Annotated in this window: 16 protein-coding genes; 7 read left to right on the plus strand and 9 right to left on the minus strand. The window is 39.8% G+C overall.

The annotated features are described in order from the left end of the window. Positions 1 to 5 precede the first annotated feature (5 nt). Positions 6 to 992, plus strand: coding sequence for a hypothetical protein (locus tag T530_RS0112380; RefSeq protein ID WP_027729278.1), 987 nt, complete (start codon positions 6 to 8; stop codon positions 990 to 992). After that, the gene (locus T530_RS0112385; protein WP_027729279.1) at positions 983 to 2017 is read left to right on the plus strand and encodes an RluA family pseudouridine synthase; all 1035 of its coding nucleotides are present in this window, start codon (positions 983 to 985) and stop codon (positions 2015 to 2017) included. The genes T530_RS0112380 and T530_RS0112385 overlap by 10 nt, the downstream gene beginning before the upstream one ends. Here T530_RS0112385 and T530_RS0112390 read toward each other — a convergent pair. Further along, positions 1982 to 3820, minus strand: coding sequence for a hypothetical protein (locus tag T530_RS0112390; protein ID WP_038074718.1), 1839 nt, complete (start codon positions 3818 to 3820; stop codon positions 1982 to 1984). The two genes, T530_RS0112385 and T530_RS0112390, sit on opposite strands and share 36 nt — an antisense overlap. Position 3821: 1 nt before the next feature. Next, on the minus strand, positions 3822 to 4793 hold the full coding sequence (locus T530_RS0112395) for a hypothetical protein (protein WP_027729281.1): 972 nt from the start codon (positions 4791 to 4793) through the stop codon (positions 3822 to 3824). A 145-nt stretch (positions 4794 to 4938) separates the two neighbouring features. Here T530_RS0112395 and T530_RS0112400 point away from each other — a divergent pair, with 145 nt between their 5' ends. From T530_RS0112400 to T530_RS0112415, 4 genes are all read left to right on the plus strand, one after another. Beyond that, positions 4939 to 5493: an STAS domain-containing protein gene (locus T530_RS0112400; protein ID WP_027729282.1), complete on the plus strand. Its 555-nt coding sequence runs from the start codon at positions 4939 to 4941 to the stop codon at positions 5491 to 5493. A gap of 420 nt (positions 5494 to 5913) precedes the next feature. After that, a complete protein-coding gene (locus T530_RS0112405) occupies positions 5914 to 6966 on the plus strand; it encodes a polyprenyl synthetase family protein (RefSeq protein WP_027729283.1) in 1053 nt (350 codons plus the stop codon). Next, positions 6966 to 7487 (plus strand): tetratricopeptide repeat protein, encoded by a 522-nt coding sequence (locus T530_RS0112410; RefSeq protein WP_027729284.1) that lies wholly within the window; start codon positions 6966 to 6968, stop codon positions 7485 to 7487. The genes T530_RS0112405 and T530_RS0112410 overlap by 1 nt, the downstream gene beginning before the upstream one ends. Then, the gene (locus T530_RS0112415; RefSeq protein WP_027729285.1) at positions 7484 to 7786 is read left to right on the plus strand and encodes a hypothetical protein; all 303 of its coding nucleotides are present in this window, start codon (positions 7484 to 7486) and stop codon (positions 7784 to 7786) included. Before T530_RS0112410 ends, T530_RS0112415 begins: the two co-directional genes overlap by 4 nt. A gap of 65 nt (positions 7787 to 7851) precedes the next feature. On the opposite strand, the gene T530_RS0112420 is transcribed toward T530_RS0112415, so the two are convergent. From T530_RS0112420 to T530_RS0112435, 4 genes are all read right to left on the minus strand, one after another. Continuing rightward, positions 7852 to 9048 (minus strand): chemotaxis response regulator protein-glutamate methylesterase, encoded by a 1197-nt coding sequence (locus tag T530_RS0112420; RefSeq protein ID WP_027729286.1) that lies wholly within the window; start codon positions 9046 to 9048, stop codon positions 7852 to 7854. Positions 9049 to 9092: 44 nt separating this feature from the next. Next, positions 9093 to 9920 (minus strand): protein-glutamate O-methyltransferase CheR, encoded by an 828-nt coding sequence (locus T530_RS0112425; RefSeq protein ID WP_027729287.1) that lies wholly within the window; start codon positions 9918 to 9920, stop codon positions 9093 to 9095. Between the two features lie 85 nt (positions 9921 to 10005). Next, positions 10006 to 11031: a sugar kinase gene (locus T530_RS0112430; protein ID WP_027729288.1), complete on the minus strand. Its 1026-nt coding sequence runs from the start codon at positions 11029 to 11031 to the stop codon at positions 10006 to 10008. Positions 11032 to 11195: 164 nt separating this feature from the next. Then, positions 11196 to 11813 carry an imm11 family protein gene (locus T530_RS0112435; RefSeq protein WP_027729289.1) on the minus strand — a complete coding sequence of 206 codons (618 nt, stop codon included), beginning with the start codon at positions 11811 to 11813 and terminating at the stop codon, positions 11196 to 11198. Between the two features lie 231 nt (positions 11814 to 12044). On the opposite strand from T530_RS0112435, the gene T530_RS0112440 reads away from it, so the two are divergent. Then, positions 12045 to 12908 (plus strand): Rpn family recombination-promoting nuclease/putative transposase, encoded by an 864-nt coding sequence (locus tag T530_RS0112440; RefSeq protein WP_027729290.1) that lies wholly within the window; start codon positions 12045 to 12047, stop codon positions 12906 to 12908. A gap of 81 nt (positions 12909 to 12989) precedes the next feature. On the opposite strand, the gene T530_RS0112445 is transcribed toward T530_RS0112440, so the two are convergent. Genes T530_RS0112445 through T530_RS0112455 form a run of 3 tightly spaced genes read right to left on the minus strand, consistent with a single transcriptional unit; the run spans position 12990 to position 15137 of the window. Further along, a complete protein-coding gene (locus tag T530_RS0112445; protein ID WP_027729291.1) occupies positions 12990 to 14096 on the minus strand; it encodes a hypothetical protein in 1107 nt (368 codons plus the stop codon). Beyond that, positions 14093 to 14506, minus strand: a complete 414-nt coding sequence (locus tag T530_RS0112450; protein WP_027729292.1) for a biopolymer transporter ExbD — start codon at positions 14504 to 14506, stop codon at positions 14093 to 14095. Before T530_RS0112450 ends, T530_RS0112445 begins: the two co-directional genes overlap by 4 nt. Positions 14507 to 14528: 22 nt before the next feature. After that, positions 14529 to 15137, minus strand: a complete 609-nt coding sequence (locus T530_RS0112455; RefSeq protein WP_027729293.1) for a MotA/TolQ/ExbB proton channel family protein — start codon at positions 15135 to 15137, stop codon at positions 14529 to 14531. Positions 15138 to 15158: the final 21 nt, after the last annotated feature.

Below are 15158 nucleotides of genomic sequence, written 5' to 3' on the forward strand. Positions count from 1 at the left end.
CTATAGTGAAAGAAAAAGAATATAAATTTCGTTCCAATGAAATTGAAACTCAGATTCCTCATCTTGCAGAAAAGGGAATTACTGAGTTTTCAATTCATGACGAAAAACTTTCGTGTGATAAAACTTCTCTTTTAAGAATCATGCGTCTGGCTGCAAAAAAAGCGCCGGACGTATATTTTTCTTTTTTGATTGATGCAGGGACAATTGACCGCGAGCTTGTCGGCGCCTTGCAGAATCTTTTCTGTTCTATTGATATTCCTTTGCGCCCAGTTGAAAAAGGCGGAAAACTTTTATTTGACAAAAAATTCTTTGCGAATAAAGCAAACCTTTTGAATCAGGCTGGAATTGTTTTTGGATTTCAGCTTGAATATGCAGCGCAAACGGGAGACACTCTTAAGGCTTTTATGGAACGCCTTGATTTTGCGGTCAACCAGTATCCAAATCACATTGATTTTTCACAGACTGAAAATGCGGAAGAAGCTCAGACAGCCTCTGTAAGCGGCATCTTCAGCGCAAAGGATATCCGCTATGCGCGTGACCTGAGCTTTGCCTGCCGTACTTTCTATTCTGCCGGCCGTGCAGTGCCCTGGTTCTTAAACGTGCTTAAACCATTAAAAATCTACCCTTCCCGCTTTTTTGCAGACTTTGCTGAATGGCAGCGCTGCAACAACTGTGATTTTAAAAGCGGCTTTTTACCGGAAGAGCAGAATCATACAGATATAGAAAAAATGCAGCTGCTTTTCCTGGCAGAAAAATACGAAGAAAAAAATCAGCACGACTTAATTGCACTTGTGGACGATATTGTTAGAATTAACGGTGCAATTTCCCGCCTTGAAAAAGAAGGTGATTCCTGCGAACTTGAACTTTCTTATTCTGCAGATGATTTACTGGGCCCGGAAGCCTTTGATTTGAAGGCCTTCTTGGAAAACGTCTGCATGGAACCTGCAAAAATCAAACTTAAGATAGAAAACGGCGAACTCAAATGCTTATAAAGATTCGGGTAAATAAAAACTGCCGTCTTGATGAATTACTGAGGGAAGAGCTGCCTGCAAGAGTGGCTGAAGGAGTGCATCCTGCCACCGCCAGTGCTGCTTCCGCCGGCATCAGAGCCCCCTCCACTCCGGCAATCTCAAACTCCAAAATCCGCCGTCTTATTTTAGCCGGCAGCGTAAGTGTAAACGGCCGTCAATGCCGCCGCCCTGCCTTTGAACTGCGAGGACACTCTGAAGTAAACGTAGACTTTGAGCCAGAAAAATTCTTCTTTGAAAAGCAGCCTGACGACATCGATTTTGTAATGACCGACCGCGATGTTCTGTTTGAAGACGAAAATCTTATTTTTGTAAATAAACCAGCCTTTCTCCCGGTTGAACAGACAATCACAGGGAACAGAAAGAACCTTCACGACGCAGTAGTCGATTTTTTATGGAAGCGTAATCCTGAACTGAGAAATCCGCCTTACGTTGGCATAATGCACCGCCTGGACCGCGAAACTTCGGGCGTTATTCTTTTTACAAAAACGAGAGCGGTAAACAAGGCTGTTCACGACATGTTTGAAAGCCACAATTTTACAAAAATTTACAAGGCAGTTGTTGCAGCGGGTAAAAGTGGCGTCGCTCAGCCAGCCCGCCCACTCAAAGCTGGCAGCAGCTTCACCGTAGAAAATTACCTTGGCCGGGTTTCATCAAAATCTCAGGCCGGAAAATGGGGGCCGGTATCACAAAAAGAGGGCGGTCTCTATGCAAAGACTACCTTCCATATCTGCCAGGAAATAAGAGTTGAAGGAAAAAAATGCTTCTTAGTTGAATGCGAGCTTTTTACAGGCCGCACTCACCAGATTCGCGTTCACTTAAGCGGGGCGGGCCTTCCGATTTTAGGAGACACTCTCTACGGCGGAGTGCCTGCAAAACGCATCTATCTTCACGCAGAGCGCCTTTCCTGCTCAGAAGGAGAACTCAGCTTTGACGTGCAAAGCCCTTTCGACCTATCTGACAGTATGTCTTGCAAAGAAATAAAGTGACATCAAAACAAGAATTCCTGCATAGAGAATAAAACCGATAAATATTGCCGAAGCCGAAGGAACAACTCCTACAATAACGTAATTAATCAGCTTAAAGATATACAAAAGCCATTTGTTCAAGAAATGACAGATTATAATTATAAACGGGAAGCCGAAAACCCAGGTCATCTTAAAATACTGATTAACCTTCGTCCTGTAATTCCATGCAACAGAAGCATAGCCGATTAAAAGAATCACAATCCAGAATGGATAGAAAATACGGTTCAAAAGGGCTTCGCAGTAAACTTCAGATGAATAACCGTAAAGACTGGCCTTTTTTACCAGCTTGTAAAGGTTTCCAAAAGGAATGCGGGCAGGCTCGCTTGTCTGAGTTTCCAGCATTGTAAAATCGCTGTAATTCATCGGGAGCAGAATATATTCCGGAACATGGGCAGTCTCTCCTGATTCATAAACATAAAGAGGTTCCGTTCTGATATTCGGATCATCACGGCCTACAGAATTCAGCATGATATATGGAATAACACTTACTTTAGGATCTATTCCCAAAAGTTCCTTTGTTTTTTCGTTGATAGATTTGATGGAAACAGGAAGAACCTTTGCATAAGGCACTGTCATGGTTCTGTAAAGGCTGCCGTCTTCAGATATTGTCTGAATCGTCAAATCACGCAGATACTGAACCGTGCGGCCAGTTTCCTTAATTGAAGTTACACCACGGAAATAAATGATATCCTTTGACCCGTCCGTATAAGTATAAGAAAAGCAGATATCATTCAAATCTTCAAAACTTTCAAGCTGGAAAACTTCATCATCAAAGAAGCAGCGCTCATCAATGCGCTTTGAAGCAACATCAAGATAGAAGATAACATCAGGATCTGTTGCGTAATCACGGGAAGACAGGAATAAATCACGGAAAATATAATAGGCAGTCAAATCATCATTTTTTACAAGTGCAAGATAGCCTTCATATTTTGCATCGTAAAACTGCTGGTCCTTATTTTTTGCAAGATCGTGCTCTGTCGTTATCTTATTCCAGGCTTCAGTTGCAATAACCCTCAGTTTATCAACATTCGGGTCTTTAGGGCTTGAAAGCTTAAGACCTTCCTGAGCGTAGTAGTGGGCGTTAATCCACTCACCTCTGTCATAGCAGGAAGAAGCGTTCAAATAGCACTTATAGGCATCAGAGATTTTTCTTGTATCAATATTTACCTTAGAAAAATTATCATGAGTTTCCTTGCTTGAACGATAAATTTCAAAACGGATATTAGAAGTATTTTCGCGGTTGATTTCTACATCTGAACGATCTTTTAATTCCGCAGCTTCTCTTGAATTAGGATCCAAAACAAGGGCAGCGTCAGCATAGGCATAACTTTTTGTATAAACGCCCTGCTCAAAAAAAGACTGGCCAACCTTTATATACTGGGCAACAAGTTTCGGATGATTGATAATATTTCTCTTTCCACGGCTGATAAGGCTTCCAAAAACTTCCGTACTCATCGTAAGGACAAAGGCGCAGGCGCAGGCATAAATAATGAGGATTTTAAATCTTCCAAGCATTGCAGAAGAAAAGCGGCTTATACTTCCCTCACAGTTATTTCCAAAATAAACTGAAAGGCTTACAAGGAAACCTGAATAAACAACTGAAGGAAGATAGCGTAAAAAATATCCCACACCAACAAGAAGTTTGTATTTGGCGCTGGCATTTTCAGGCACAGCAGAAGGAATGCTTCCTATAAAACCAGCCACAAGGCTAACAATAAGCGCAAAAACTAAAAAAAAGGATAAGGTTCCAATAATCTTTTTCATCTTAGTCATTCTCCTTTTTTGAAGCGCTCTTTTTCAAAATGAACTTAATAATGCCGGTAACTGTAAGCAGCAGTCCGAAAACAGAATTTACAAAAACAAGGAAGGATTCCTGTATGAATCTGTTTGTAAAGTCAAAGAATCCTATTTTATAAATCTGTCGGATTACAGGAGCAAAGCCGGCAGAAAAATAGATTGAATTAAAAATCAGGATTGCAGAAAGAGTTACTACAACGGCGCAGACATTCAGCAAATTCCAGTCAAAGAGGGAAGAAAGACCGTATACCGAACAAATTGCAAATGCTAGTGAAAGAAAGCACAAATATGCAATAAAGCCCTTGGAAAAGGAATTTTCGCCATATTCAACAAGGCTTTTGAGATTTATAAAATTAGCAATAGAAGAATCATCAAAAGTACTCTTAATGATGATGTCTTTATAAGATTTTCCAGCCTTCAAAAGTTCAAAATCTTCATCAGAAAAAACAACTCTGTAGCGGGCAGGTATATCATTTTCAGTATCAAGCTCAATAATTCTGGTCACACGGTCAAAATTATAATCTTCTACCAAATAGTAGATTTTATCTCCAACCTTTCTGAAATAGCCGCCGGTAAGCCCTTGCTCTGCTTCGATTTTCCCAAAGTCATAATTGTTATTTACAAAAGTCTTAAGCTTATAGTTCATAGGAAATACGACAGCCCAGGTAAGCGCAAAAATAAAGATATAGGCAAAGGTCTGAAGAGGGCCAAAAGCATGTCTTATGCGGTAATAGCACAATACAGGACAGATTAAAAAAGCATAGCAGGATGAAATATAAAAAAAGGATTTGATAAGGTCTGGAGTCTGAAACAAAGCCATAGGCCGGCCGGCTGTAAAATTTGTAACGTTCAGATAAAGCGAATAAAGGAAGGTCGCCAGAAGGGTTCCCAAAATGAGTAATACCAGATAAATCAAAATAAAATACAATGCTTTTTTCATTACAGTCTTTCCTATCTATATTATCGGCAGATTTTATATTAATGATTAATCGTGTTAAAATAATTAAAATAATTAAAAGATTTGACGATGTAAGAATTGTTAGTTATAATTAAATAGAATAAATTACTAAGGAAAAGATACGCGTATGGATAGCAACAATTCAATTATTCCAGGATTTGACAATGAAAAGGATGACAGCCTTTCAATTGCATTAAAGAAGGCTGAAGGTGTAAACCGCGGAATTTTCATTTATCTGAACGGTTATATTGATACTTATAATTCTAGTTTTTTCCAGAAACAAATCACAAAGGTTATTGAAGCAGGTTACATCAATTTGATTTTCAACTGTTCTGCTCTTAACTATGTTTCTTCAACTGGTATAGGTTCATTCACAGTATTTTTAAAAATCGTAAAACCAAAAGACGGAGACGTTGTTCTTCTTGAGATCCAGCCTAAAGTTTATGAAGTTTTCCAGCTTTTAGGTTTCTCTCAGTTCTTTAATATTAAATCATCTGCAGAAGAGGCTATGTCTTATTTCTCTGCAGGCGGAAGTTCAGCTCCAAGCTCAACCTTCCCTCTGATTATTTCCTGCCCTGTATGCAACAAAAAGCTGCGCGCAACAAAAGCAGGCCGCTTCAGATGTTCAGGCTGCCGTTCAATTCTTGCAATCAACGACGGCGGTGAAGTTACACTGGGCTAAAAACTATTAAGACTGCAAGCAGGGGTATTCCTTAAGGAATACCCCTTTTTTTATCCACAATTTATTCCACCTGATATTTTTCAAAATGTGGATAACTTGTGGAAAAGTTCTCAAAATGTTTCACATGTTATATTTGTGAAACAAATTCCAGGTATAGTTTATGCCATAAACCCCTACACAACTTATTCTGTTATCAAAAGTTAATTATTGATATTATCTAAACTTAACTTGTTATAACAACTATTCGCAACTTTTTTTTGCATTTTTTTACAAATTCTATTGACACGAATTTCATCCACAAGGACAAAATCAAATTGTGGATAACTTGTGGATAAGGGGTGAATTATTGTTGATAAATGGTGAAATTCTCTGAAAATTCAAGGATTTGTTTTTTTGTCAATTCTTTTATATAATTTAGTTATGAAACAGGAACTTTTAAATAGGCTCACAAAAATAGAGGAAGCACTTAACAAGTCACTTTCAAAAGAAGTCTCAAAGAAGTGGCAGGATAATTCTTTTGGAAAGCTTTCAGCAGCCATTACAGAAAACTTCATTCAGAACCTGATTACTCCAAATAAAAACCTTATAGACCTTGGAGGAAAGCGCTGGCGTCCTCTTCTTTTAATTTTATGTTATGAATTGCAGAGCAAAATAAATGCAGCTACAAAACTCTCAGAAGATACAGCCTACTCTCTTACACCGCTTGTAGAGTTCGTTCACACAGCAAGCCTTATCCATGATGATATAGAAGACTCAGCAGACTTGCGCCGCGGTAAGCCTGCAGCTCACATCACCTATGGTCTTGATACAGCATTAAACGCCGCAAGCTGGCTTTATTTTGAAGCCCCGGTCTGCATTAATTCTACAGAAGTAAATATCCCGGATGATCGCCGCCTTACCCTTTACAAGGTCTACACAGAAGAACTGCGCCGCCTTCATCTTGGACAGGCAATGGATATTTTCTGGCACAGAACACCAGAACTCTTCCCGACAAAAGACGAATATCAGGGCATGGTACGCTGTAAAACAGGTACACTGGCCTCTATGGCTGCTAAAATCGGTTATATCGCGGGAGGAGCCACAGAAGATGAAGCTGATAAGGCCGGAGAAACCGCAGCAAATATTGGAATGGGCTTTCAGATTATTGACGACGTGATTAACCTTACAAGCGGAAACCCGGGCAAAAAGCGCGGAGACGATATTGTAGAAGGTAAAAAGAGCCTGCCGGTTCTTATCCACGTAGAAAAAAATCCTTCAGATGCAGAAAAGATTGCAAAACTTATGAAGCAGGCAGCTCAGGAAGGCATTGATTCACCAGCCGTAGAAGAATGCATAAAGCTTTTGGAAAGCAGCGGCTGTATAAAAGCAGCAGCAGAAGAAGGAAAAAAGCTTATTAAGGACAACCTGGGCTTCTTTAATTCTGATTTGATTTCAGAACTCTTTACTTCAATGATTCCGGAGAATTTCAGATAATGACAGAGCATCCAGATAAATTAAACAATGAAGCTATTCACCTGGCCTCTGCAGGACATTTTCCTGAAGCAATTGCCTGTTTTAAGCGGGCCCTTACACTCGACCAGTACAACTATCTTTTGTGGTTCAATATGGGTGTAACCTACCGCGACATGGGCAACACAAAGGCAGCCAAGGACTGTCTTGCAAAAGCATATTCAATTGCGCCTCATAATCCGGATGTAGCAGAAACCTACGCGCAGATTTGCCTAACACTTAAGCTTTACAACCAGGTTCAGGAAATCTGTGAAGAAGAACTTGATTTCAATCCTCTTGATACACATTTGTGGAATCTGCTTGGTGTAAAATGCTTTCAGACAGAAGATTACGAAGCCGCAGCAGATTTTTTTGAGCAGGCCGTTTATATCAACCCTTATTATGAAGATGCGCTTTTTAACCTTAAGGACACCTACAATGTGCTTGGAAACAAAACCGGCGAAGCTGAATGTACTAAAAAGCTTCAGGAAATGAATGCCCTATGAAAGACGCCATAAAAGAATTTATTATAGAAAAAGATTTACGCCGCACCTGGAAGCAGAAAATCGGGCATACACTCTGCCTTTTGATTCCAATTGCTTCAGCCTTTGCAGGCTATTACCTTTCTCCGGCCATTACAGCCTTTCTGACAGACTCAAAGCTGGAAGACGGATACACACCCCAGGAAAGCACTAAATTCGCCCTTACACTGGTATTTTTCGCCATTCCATCCATTATACTCTTCGTTAAATCAAGAAACACGAACCCTATTATGAAGATTCGTGTTTCATCTAAAGAAGAATAGATTCTCGGATCAAGTCCGAGAATAACATCGCAGAATTGCAGTACTAACACCGCAACTTTGCAGGGCTAGCAATGCTCGCGGGCAAGCTTTGAAATCTCGTCAGCCATCTGCATGAGAGGAACCTGCTTCTGAACGCCGCCGAGCTCAAAGGCAACCTTTGGCATTCCGTAAACGATACTTGAAGCCTGATCCTGGCCGAGAGTATAAGCGCCCTGCTTACGCATTTCTGCAAGCTCTGCAGCGCCATCGCGTCCCATACCGGTCATAATTACGCCCAAAGCATTATTCTGATAGATTTTTGCAACAGACTCAAAGAGAACGTCAGCAGAAGGTCTGTGACCGTTTCTCTGCTCATCCTGACTGAGTTTTACGTAATTGCCGTCTGCACGATGCTCTACGAACATATGATATCCGCCCGGAGCAATGTAAACATGTCCGCCTTCAATCTTTTCTCCGTCTACGCCCTCAGTAACTGTAAGTGGACAAATATTGTTCAAGCTTGCCGCAAACTCTTTTGTAAAGCCCGCAGGCATATGCTGAACAACCATTACAGGCTGTTTAAGACGTGGATCTATCATTTTAAATACATCGCGCAAAGCATTAGGTCCACCTGTTGAAATACCGATTGCAATAAGTTCAATCTTACCGCCGGAGCGGGCTGGAGTAATGGTAACAGGTTCCTTGAGCTTTGGTTTATTCCACAAAGAAGAAGCCGGCAAGTCGGTCTTCTGAATGGTAAAGTTCTTAGCAGCTTCTTCACCCTTCTTAAGAACAACCTGACGCTGTGCTTCACGCAGTTTTACCTGCTGAGTAAAGAAATCAGCTTCAGGAATTTCTTTTCCGTGAGCGCTCGCATAAGCACCACCATAAGACGCAATATATTCAATAATTTCACTTGATACATCAGCAATTTTAAGTGTTACAGAAGATCCGCCCGGCTTTGTAATAAAGTCAGAAGCACCAAGCTCAAGACACTGCATGGTAACTTTTGCACCTTCAGTAGCAACACTTGAAAGAATGATAACAGGAACTTTAATTTTCTGTTCCTTGCGTTTTTTAAGGAATTCAACACCGTTCATTACCGGCATTTCAATATCAAGAAGGATTACATCAGGATTACACTGAGGAATTTTATCCAGCAAATCCTGACCATTTTCAGCCTTTCCGCATACTTTCAAGCCGGTTGTTTCATCAACAATTCGTCCAATAAGGTTGCGCATCAAGGCTGAGTCATCACAAACCAATACCGAAATATCATCCATAGCATATACCTCGCAAGTTTAATTGAGATTTATTGAACTTTTTTTTATTTATCAAGAAGTTTTCTATAAAGACAAGCCCATTGTGTCTTTAAGAATTCAAACTTAGTATTCATACCGAACAGGGACTCAGAATGTCCGATGTAAAGATATGAATGAGCTGCCATTGAATTCCAGAAGTTATCAATTACCTTAAGCTGGGCAGGCTCATCAAAATAGATAAGAACGTTACGGCAGAATACAACATCAAGATTGCGTGCACCGGAATCGTTCTTAAGGTTATGGTAGTCGAATTTGATTTTTGCCTGCAAATCCTTGCTTACCTGATAACCGCCTTCTACCTTGGTAAAATATTTCTGCAGATAATTTTCAGGAATACCATCAACTTTATTATCTGCATAAAAACCAGTCTGGGCGGTCATAAGACATTTAAGGGAAATATCTGATGCCGTAATCTGGAAATCCCAGCCCATAGGTGTAATTTCCTTCATAATCATAGCCAGAGTATAAGGCTCTTCACCAGTAGAACAGCCGGCACTCCAGATTTTTATTGTCTTATCAAAAGAATTTTTTGCCTTTTTGGCTTCTATGATATTAGGAATTACATAATTGATAAAAGCATCAAAATGAGGCTGATTTCGGAAGAAGCGGGTAAGGTTTGTTGTAACCGCATCCAGCATCTCCTTCATTTCCTCGGTGCTTTTTGTAATCAGGGCATAATACTCCTGAGGAGTGGACATATTCTTTTTGCGAAGCAGTTCTTTTATTCTGCTGTCGAGAATTGACCTGTTTGTTGCAGAGAATGTGATACCGCTTTCATCATAAATGACCTTTCGAAAAAGTTCGTAGTCTGCATCATTAAGTACTTCTAACATAAGTAAAATTATAAACCTACATTATCCAAAAGTAAAACTTTAAATTTAAAAATGAGACATATTTAGAACAATTTGTTTTATATTTTTAGCGTTTTACACGCCCGCTGCAGTCTCCCTTCATCAAAGAAAGCACTTCCTGCTCGCTAACCATGTTAAAATCGCCCTCTATACTGTGTTTCAGGCAGCCCGCAGCCACCGCAAAGCCAAGTTCTTCCACAGCCCGCATTTTTTTGAGCTCGCCGTAGATAATGCCTGCAGTAAAGGCGTCCCCTGCCCCCACACGGTCCACAATATTAATTTCGTATTTTGGGCTTATATATGATTTTTTTTCTTTCGCGTCGTAAAGAAGTCCAGACCAGCCGTTCACGCTTGCAGATTTAGATTCCCGCATGGTAATGCAGACTTTCTTAAAATCAAACCTTGCCGCAAGTTCATAGGCTGTTTTTTCATATCTCGTCTGGTCAATTTTTGAAAAGTTCTCGTCATTATCCCCAATTCCGAATACCACATAAGCGTCTTCTTCGTTTGTAATACAGATATCCACGTTTTTGCAGATTTTTTCCATTACAGAGCGGGCTTTTTCTGCCGTCCAGAGCTTTTTTCTGTAGTTCAAGTCAAAAACGACCGTGATTCCTTTTTTTCGGGCAATCTGACATGCGCTTACGCAGATTTCTGCAAGAGAGTCACTCAAAGCCGGAGTAATGCCAGAAAGCATGAAGATTTCCGCCCCCTCAAAAATGCTGTCCCAGTCGTAATCTTTTTGAGTTGATAGAGATACGGCAGAACCGGCACGGTCATAAATTACCTTTGCCCCCCTCTGGCTGGTCCCTTTTTCAAGAAAGTATATGCCGGTTCTGCCGTCTTCCGAACGGGAAATAAACCGGGTATCAACGCCGAATCTTCTTAAATAATTTACGGCGCACTGTCCTATTTCATTTTCAGGAAGCCTTGTCACAAAAGCACTCTCAATTCCGTAGTTTGCAAGGCTCACCGCCACGTTTGCCTCAGCCCCGCTGTAGCTGGCCTCAAAGTGCTCCGCCTGCACAAAGCGCAGATAAGCTTCCGGCGCAAGCCTGAGCATGATTTCCCCGAATGTGATAACTTTTGGCATACTTCCCTCAAAAATTATAATTTTTTAATTGTATACTGGAATTTTCCCTACAAAAATTATATCACAGTTTTTGGGAATTTATATTAATTAGTCACAATTGGTATTTGTGGGAGTAAAAAAATAACCACACTACACACTTCATAAGTTGTATAGTGTCATTTATTTTAAGAAATAATAGTGCCGCCTAAACTGCATTTTACTTTCTCAAATTTAATATTATCAAATTTCTGTTTCTGTAATATTTTTTTCATAGATTCTGAAACGTATATTCCTCTTGGAAGTACACCAAAAGAAGTTTCTTTTGGAAAAAAATTATGTCCTTCAAGTTTTTCGGATGCAAAACATGGAACCAAAATTGCATTATTTGCAGGCACTCTTGTTGTCAGTTCTAAATCAAGAACATCTGGAATACTTTCAAATATCGGAATATAATAATCCCTTGTTTCAGTCTCTGAACTGACAGGAACTTTTATCCAACTGAAAGAATCCTTTGAGCCTTTATTTTCTTCAATACAGTTTTTCAATCGTTCTGATAAAAGATAATATGCAAATTGATTGTACTGATAATCAAAAAATTCTTTTTCAGGTACATTGATATTTTGAGTTATTCCATTTTTCGTTATGCGCTTTTGTACCAAAACCAAATTGCATGGAAATCGTCTGTTCTGCTTTATAAAGTTATCAACATCTAAAGGGGAAATAATTTTTTCATCAGCTAGCTTTGCCATTGAAAATTCTTTTGAGCTACCTTCTTTAGCCGTAAAAAAAACACACTTATTCATTTTTACTCCAAACCTGATTTTAAATTCAACAGGTCTTCCAAATTACCCTTTATAAACTCTGTTATACCTTTATTTATTATTAAAACATAACACCTGATAATCATTGTATCCTAACACTTTACAATTCAGTAGGATTTTACAGATTTTTTTCTCAAAAAACATATCTTTTTCCTAAAATTTTTGTCAAATCAGCATCATCTTGGAAAGTATATAGGTAAGGAGATTATGCAAATGGAAAACACAACCTATCACTCAAAATCAATTGAAGAGCTTACCTTTACAGATGACGGAATGTTTCAGGCAGTCCTTCACGATCCGGAAATCTGCGCAGAACTTGTAGAGAGGCTTCTTCACGTAAAAGTAAATCACGTCGAATACCCAAAGCTTGAAAAACAGATTGCACCTTACTATTCGACAAAAGGTGTCCGCCTTGATGTCTACATTAAGGATTCTGATAAAATCATAGACGTAGAATTACAGTCATATCCGCAGGAGGCCCTTGGAAAACGTACACGTTATTACCAGTCCATGATTGACATCGACAGCCTTATGAAAGGACAGGATTATCCGGAACTGAAAGAAAGCTATATTCTTTTCATCTGCAAGCATGACCCTTTTAAGGATGAAAATGGCAGATGCTACAAACTTCCCTGCTATACTTTCAGAAATCAATGCTCTGAAAATCCTGAAGTAAATTTAAATGACAAATCATGCAAGGTAATCTATAATGCAAGTGCATACAAAGAAGCAAAAGACCCGAAGATTCAGGCTTTCCTGCATTTTATAAGCACTAATGAACCTGGGAAAGATGATTTATCAAGACGTCTTTCTCAACTTGTTGAAAAGACAAAGGAAAACGAGATATTCAGGAGGGATTACGCAGCTATGAACTTACACGACCGTGACATTCAGAGAGCCGCTCGCAAAGAAGGCATTGCGGAAGGTATTCAACAAGGTATTTTCCTTGGAACAGAAGAAAAAGCTGTAAAAACAGCAAAAAATCTTTTAAAAATGAATCTACTTTCAACAGAACAAATAGCTCAGGCTTCTGAACTTCCTATAGAAAGAGTTCTTGAACTGAAAAAAGCTCTTTAAAAATCAGCTTAATATGATCTAACAACATCACCTTGCCCGCTGTGGGGGCAAGGAAAATATCTTCTATAAAAGAGAATAAGTCTAAAGTTTTTTAATTGTGTACTGGAATTTTCCCATTGATGTAAAATCGGCACGTTCGAAGCGCCATTTTCCGATAATCTGGGAACGGATTTCCTGCTGGGCAAGAGACGGTACAATAGATGATGGATTAAAGTCTACGCTTGTAACGTTTCCGCTTGGCTGAACTTCAATAAAAATTGAGACATTAATTGTTGTATCAACCTGATTAGCAGCAGCTTCAGACAAATCTATTCTTGGTTCGGCAGGTTCAATAAGACCGCGGGAAGAACCGTCTGCCATTGCAAACTGATTATGTCCGCTGCCATTTGAAACAGAAGCTGTGAGTTCCGAAGTATGACTTGTTCCGGCAGAACCTTTGTAAGTAGCGTTTTTAACACCTTTAAGAGCACCTGTTGTAGAGGAAGAAGCTGTTTCGTTTATGGAACCATCCTTTTCCTGCAAACTTGTAACGCCAGAACTTGACGAGTTTGCCTTACCTGAGGTTCCCGTTACAGAAGAAGAAGCCGAAACTTTCTGTGGCTGAGAAGATGTTTCTGCTGCATCATCACTTGAGTCATCAAAATCATCCCAGTTGAAAGATTTTGTTGAAGTACTTTTTGAAGACATCTGTTCTGCCATCAAATCTTCTACACTCTTGGCATATTCAACAGGAGCCGCCGGAGCCTGAGTTTTAGCAGGCGCAGTTACCTTTTTCGTTTCCGCAGGCTTTGCAGCTGCCTTTTCTGCAGATTTTTTAGGTGTGTCTGCAATCTTCTTTGTAGATTTTGCAGGTGCCGGGGCAGGAGCTTCTTTCACCTGTTCCGGCTTTTTTATCTGCTTTTCTGAACTTGTGGCCTGAGGCGCTGGGGCAGCTGCTGCGGCAGCACTTTCCTTTTTTTCTGTTTTGGCAACCGGAGTGCTGGAAAGCACAATCTGAACCGGCTTAAAGTCATTTTTTTTATAAAAGGGCTTTGCAATAATCAGAAATAGGAAAATTATCAGCCACAAAAGGACGGTTCCCGCCAAAGCCACAAATTCACTTGTGTTCTGGGGATTGCTGTCGCGTCCAAAGAGCGGAGTTCTTTTATATTGTATTTTCTGGATTTTTGTCCACAAATTTTCTGTCATTTTTTGGATGTTGTCCTCAAATTAATTACCGCGTATCCGCTTTCACGGATTACGTCAAAAAGTTTTACGATTGTTCCGTTTTTAACTTCGCTGTCTGCTTCTAAAGAGATTGGAAATTCAATCTTTTTTGTATCGCCGGTATCGTATTTTACAAGTTCAGCCTTAAGAGTCTTCATATTAACTTCTTTTTCATTAAAATAAAGGCTTCCGTTGGCTTCAGCTGTAATTGTGATTCCCTTCATCGAAGTTCCTTCGGCTGTTGTGCTTTCAGGAAGATTCAGTTTTATTCCCGGAAGAATGGCAAAGGTTGTAGAAACCAGGAAGAAGAGAATCAACTGGAATACGATATCAATCATTGGAGTCATATCTACATTAGAAGTTATTCTCTTTCGGTTTTTGCTTAATCTCATAAAACAACCTCTCTTGAACTGACTACACTCTGCCTGTAAGGCGGACAAGAACTTCAGTTACCTTTGCTTCCATTTCTACAAGACGATGATTTACGCGGGAAATAAAATAGTTATGGAAGACAACAGAAGGAATTGAAACGATAAGACCTGCAACAGTTGTTACCAATGCTTCAGAAATTGCAGTTGCAAGCAAAGCAGGATCACCCATTGTACCGCCGGCACCAAGAACACCAAAAGCCTTGATGTTACCTGTTACAGTTCCTAAAAGTCCAAGCAGAGTTGCAATGTTTGCGATTGTTCCAAGAGGTGTCAAAAGATGCTCAAGACGAGGAACAACAAAGTCCATTTCTGCTTCAACAAGCTCGCGCAAATCCTTTTCCTGATAGCGGCGGCAGTCAAAGGCCTTTTTAAGAACCTGAGCCATAGGTGTGCCTGCTTCTGTACAGGCAACGGCACATGCGTCAAAATTCTGAGAGCCAAGAGAGCCCTGCAAATCGTTCATCAGCTTTTCATCACGTTTCTTTATGTTCATAAAATAAAAACAACGCTCAATAATAATAAAAGTTGCAATGATTCCGCACAAAATGATTGGAAACATCAATACTCCGCCTGCTTTAATACTGCTTAACATTTCTAAAACCTCCAAGTTTTT

The sequence above is a fragment of the Treponema sp. C6A8 genome (assembly GCF_000619925.1).
Classification (GTDB): domain Bacteria; phylum Spirochaetota; class Spirochaetia; order Treponematales; family Treponemataceae; genus Treponema_D.

What these genes read in the sequence shown, in the direction of transcription:
- T530_RS0112390 (WP_038074718.1), bottom strand. Translation starts at nt 3,820, where the DNA reads ATGAAAAAGATTATTGGAACCTTATCCTTTTTTTTAGTTTTTGCGCTT.
- T530_RS0112410 (WP_027729284.1), top strand. Translation starts at nt 6,966, where the DNA reads ATGACAGAGCATCCAGATAAATTAAACAATGAAGCTATTCACCTGGCC.
- T530_RS0112440 (WP_027729290.1), top strand. Translation starts at nt 12,045, where the DNA reads ATGGAAAACACAACCTATCACTCAAAATCAATTGAAGAGCTTACCTTT.
- T530_RS0112395 (WP_027729281.1), bottom strand. Translation starts at nt 4,793, where the DNA reads ATGAAAAAAGCATTGTATTTTATTTTGATTTATCTGGTATTACTCATT.
- T530_RS0112420 (WP_027729286.1), bottom strand. Translation starts at nt 9,048, where the DNA reads ATGGATGATATTTCGGTATTGGTTTGTGATGACTCAGCCTTGATGCGC.
- T530_RS0112450 (WP_027729292.1), bottom strand. Translation starts at nt 14,506, where the DNA reads ATGAGATTAAGCAAAAACCGAAAGAGAATAACTTCTAATGTAGATATG.
- T530_RS0112415 (WP_027729285.1), top strand. Translation starts at nt 7,484, where the DNA reads ATGAAAGACGCCATAAAAGAATTTATTATAGAAAAAGATTTACGCCGC.
- T530_RS0112455 (WP_027729293.1), bottom strand. Translation starts at nt 15,137, where the DNA reads ATGTTAAGCAGTATTAAAGCAGGCGGAGTATTGATGTTTCCAATCATT.
- T530_RS0112405 (WP_027729283.1), top strand. Translation starts at nt 5,914, where the DNA reads ATGAAACAGGAACTTTTAAATAGGCTCACAAAAATAGAGGAAGCACTT.
- T530_RS0112445 (WP_027729291.1), bottom strand. Translation starts at nt 14,096, where the DNA reads ATGACAGAAAATTTGTGGACAAAAATCCAGAAAATACAATATAAAAGA.
- T530_RS0112385 (WP_027729279.1), top strand. Translation starts at nt 983, where the DNA reads ATGCTTATAAAGATTCGGGTAAATAAAAACTGCCGTCTTGATGAATTA.
- T530_RS0112430 (WP_027729288.1), bottom strand. Translation starts at nt 11,031, where the DNA reads ATGCCAAAAGTTATCACATTCGGGGAAATCATGCTCAGGCTTGCGCCG.
- T530_RS0112425 (WP_027729287.1), bottom strand. Translation starts at nt 9,920, where the DNA reads ATGTTAGAAGTACTTAATGATGCAGACTACGAACTTTTTCGAAAGGTC.
- T530_RS0112400 (WP_027729282.1), top strand. Translation starts at nt 4,939, where the DNA reads ATGGATAGCAACAATTCAATTATTCCAGGATTTGACAATGAAAAGGAT.
- T530_RS0112435 (WP_027729289.1), bottom strand. Translation starts at nt 11,813, where the DNA reads ATGAATAAGTGTGTTTTTTTTACGGCTAAAGAAGGTAGCTCAAAAGAA.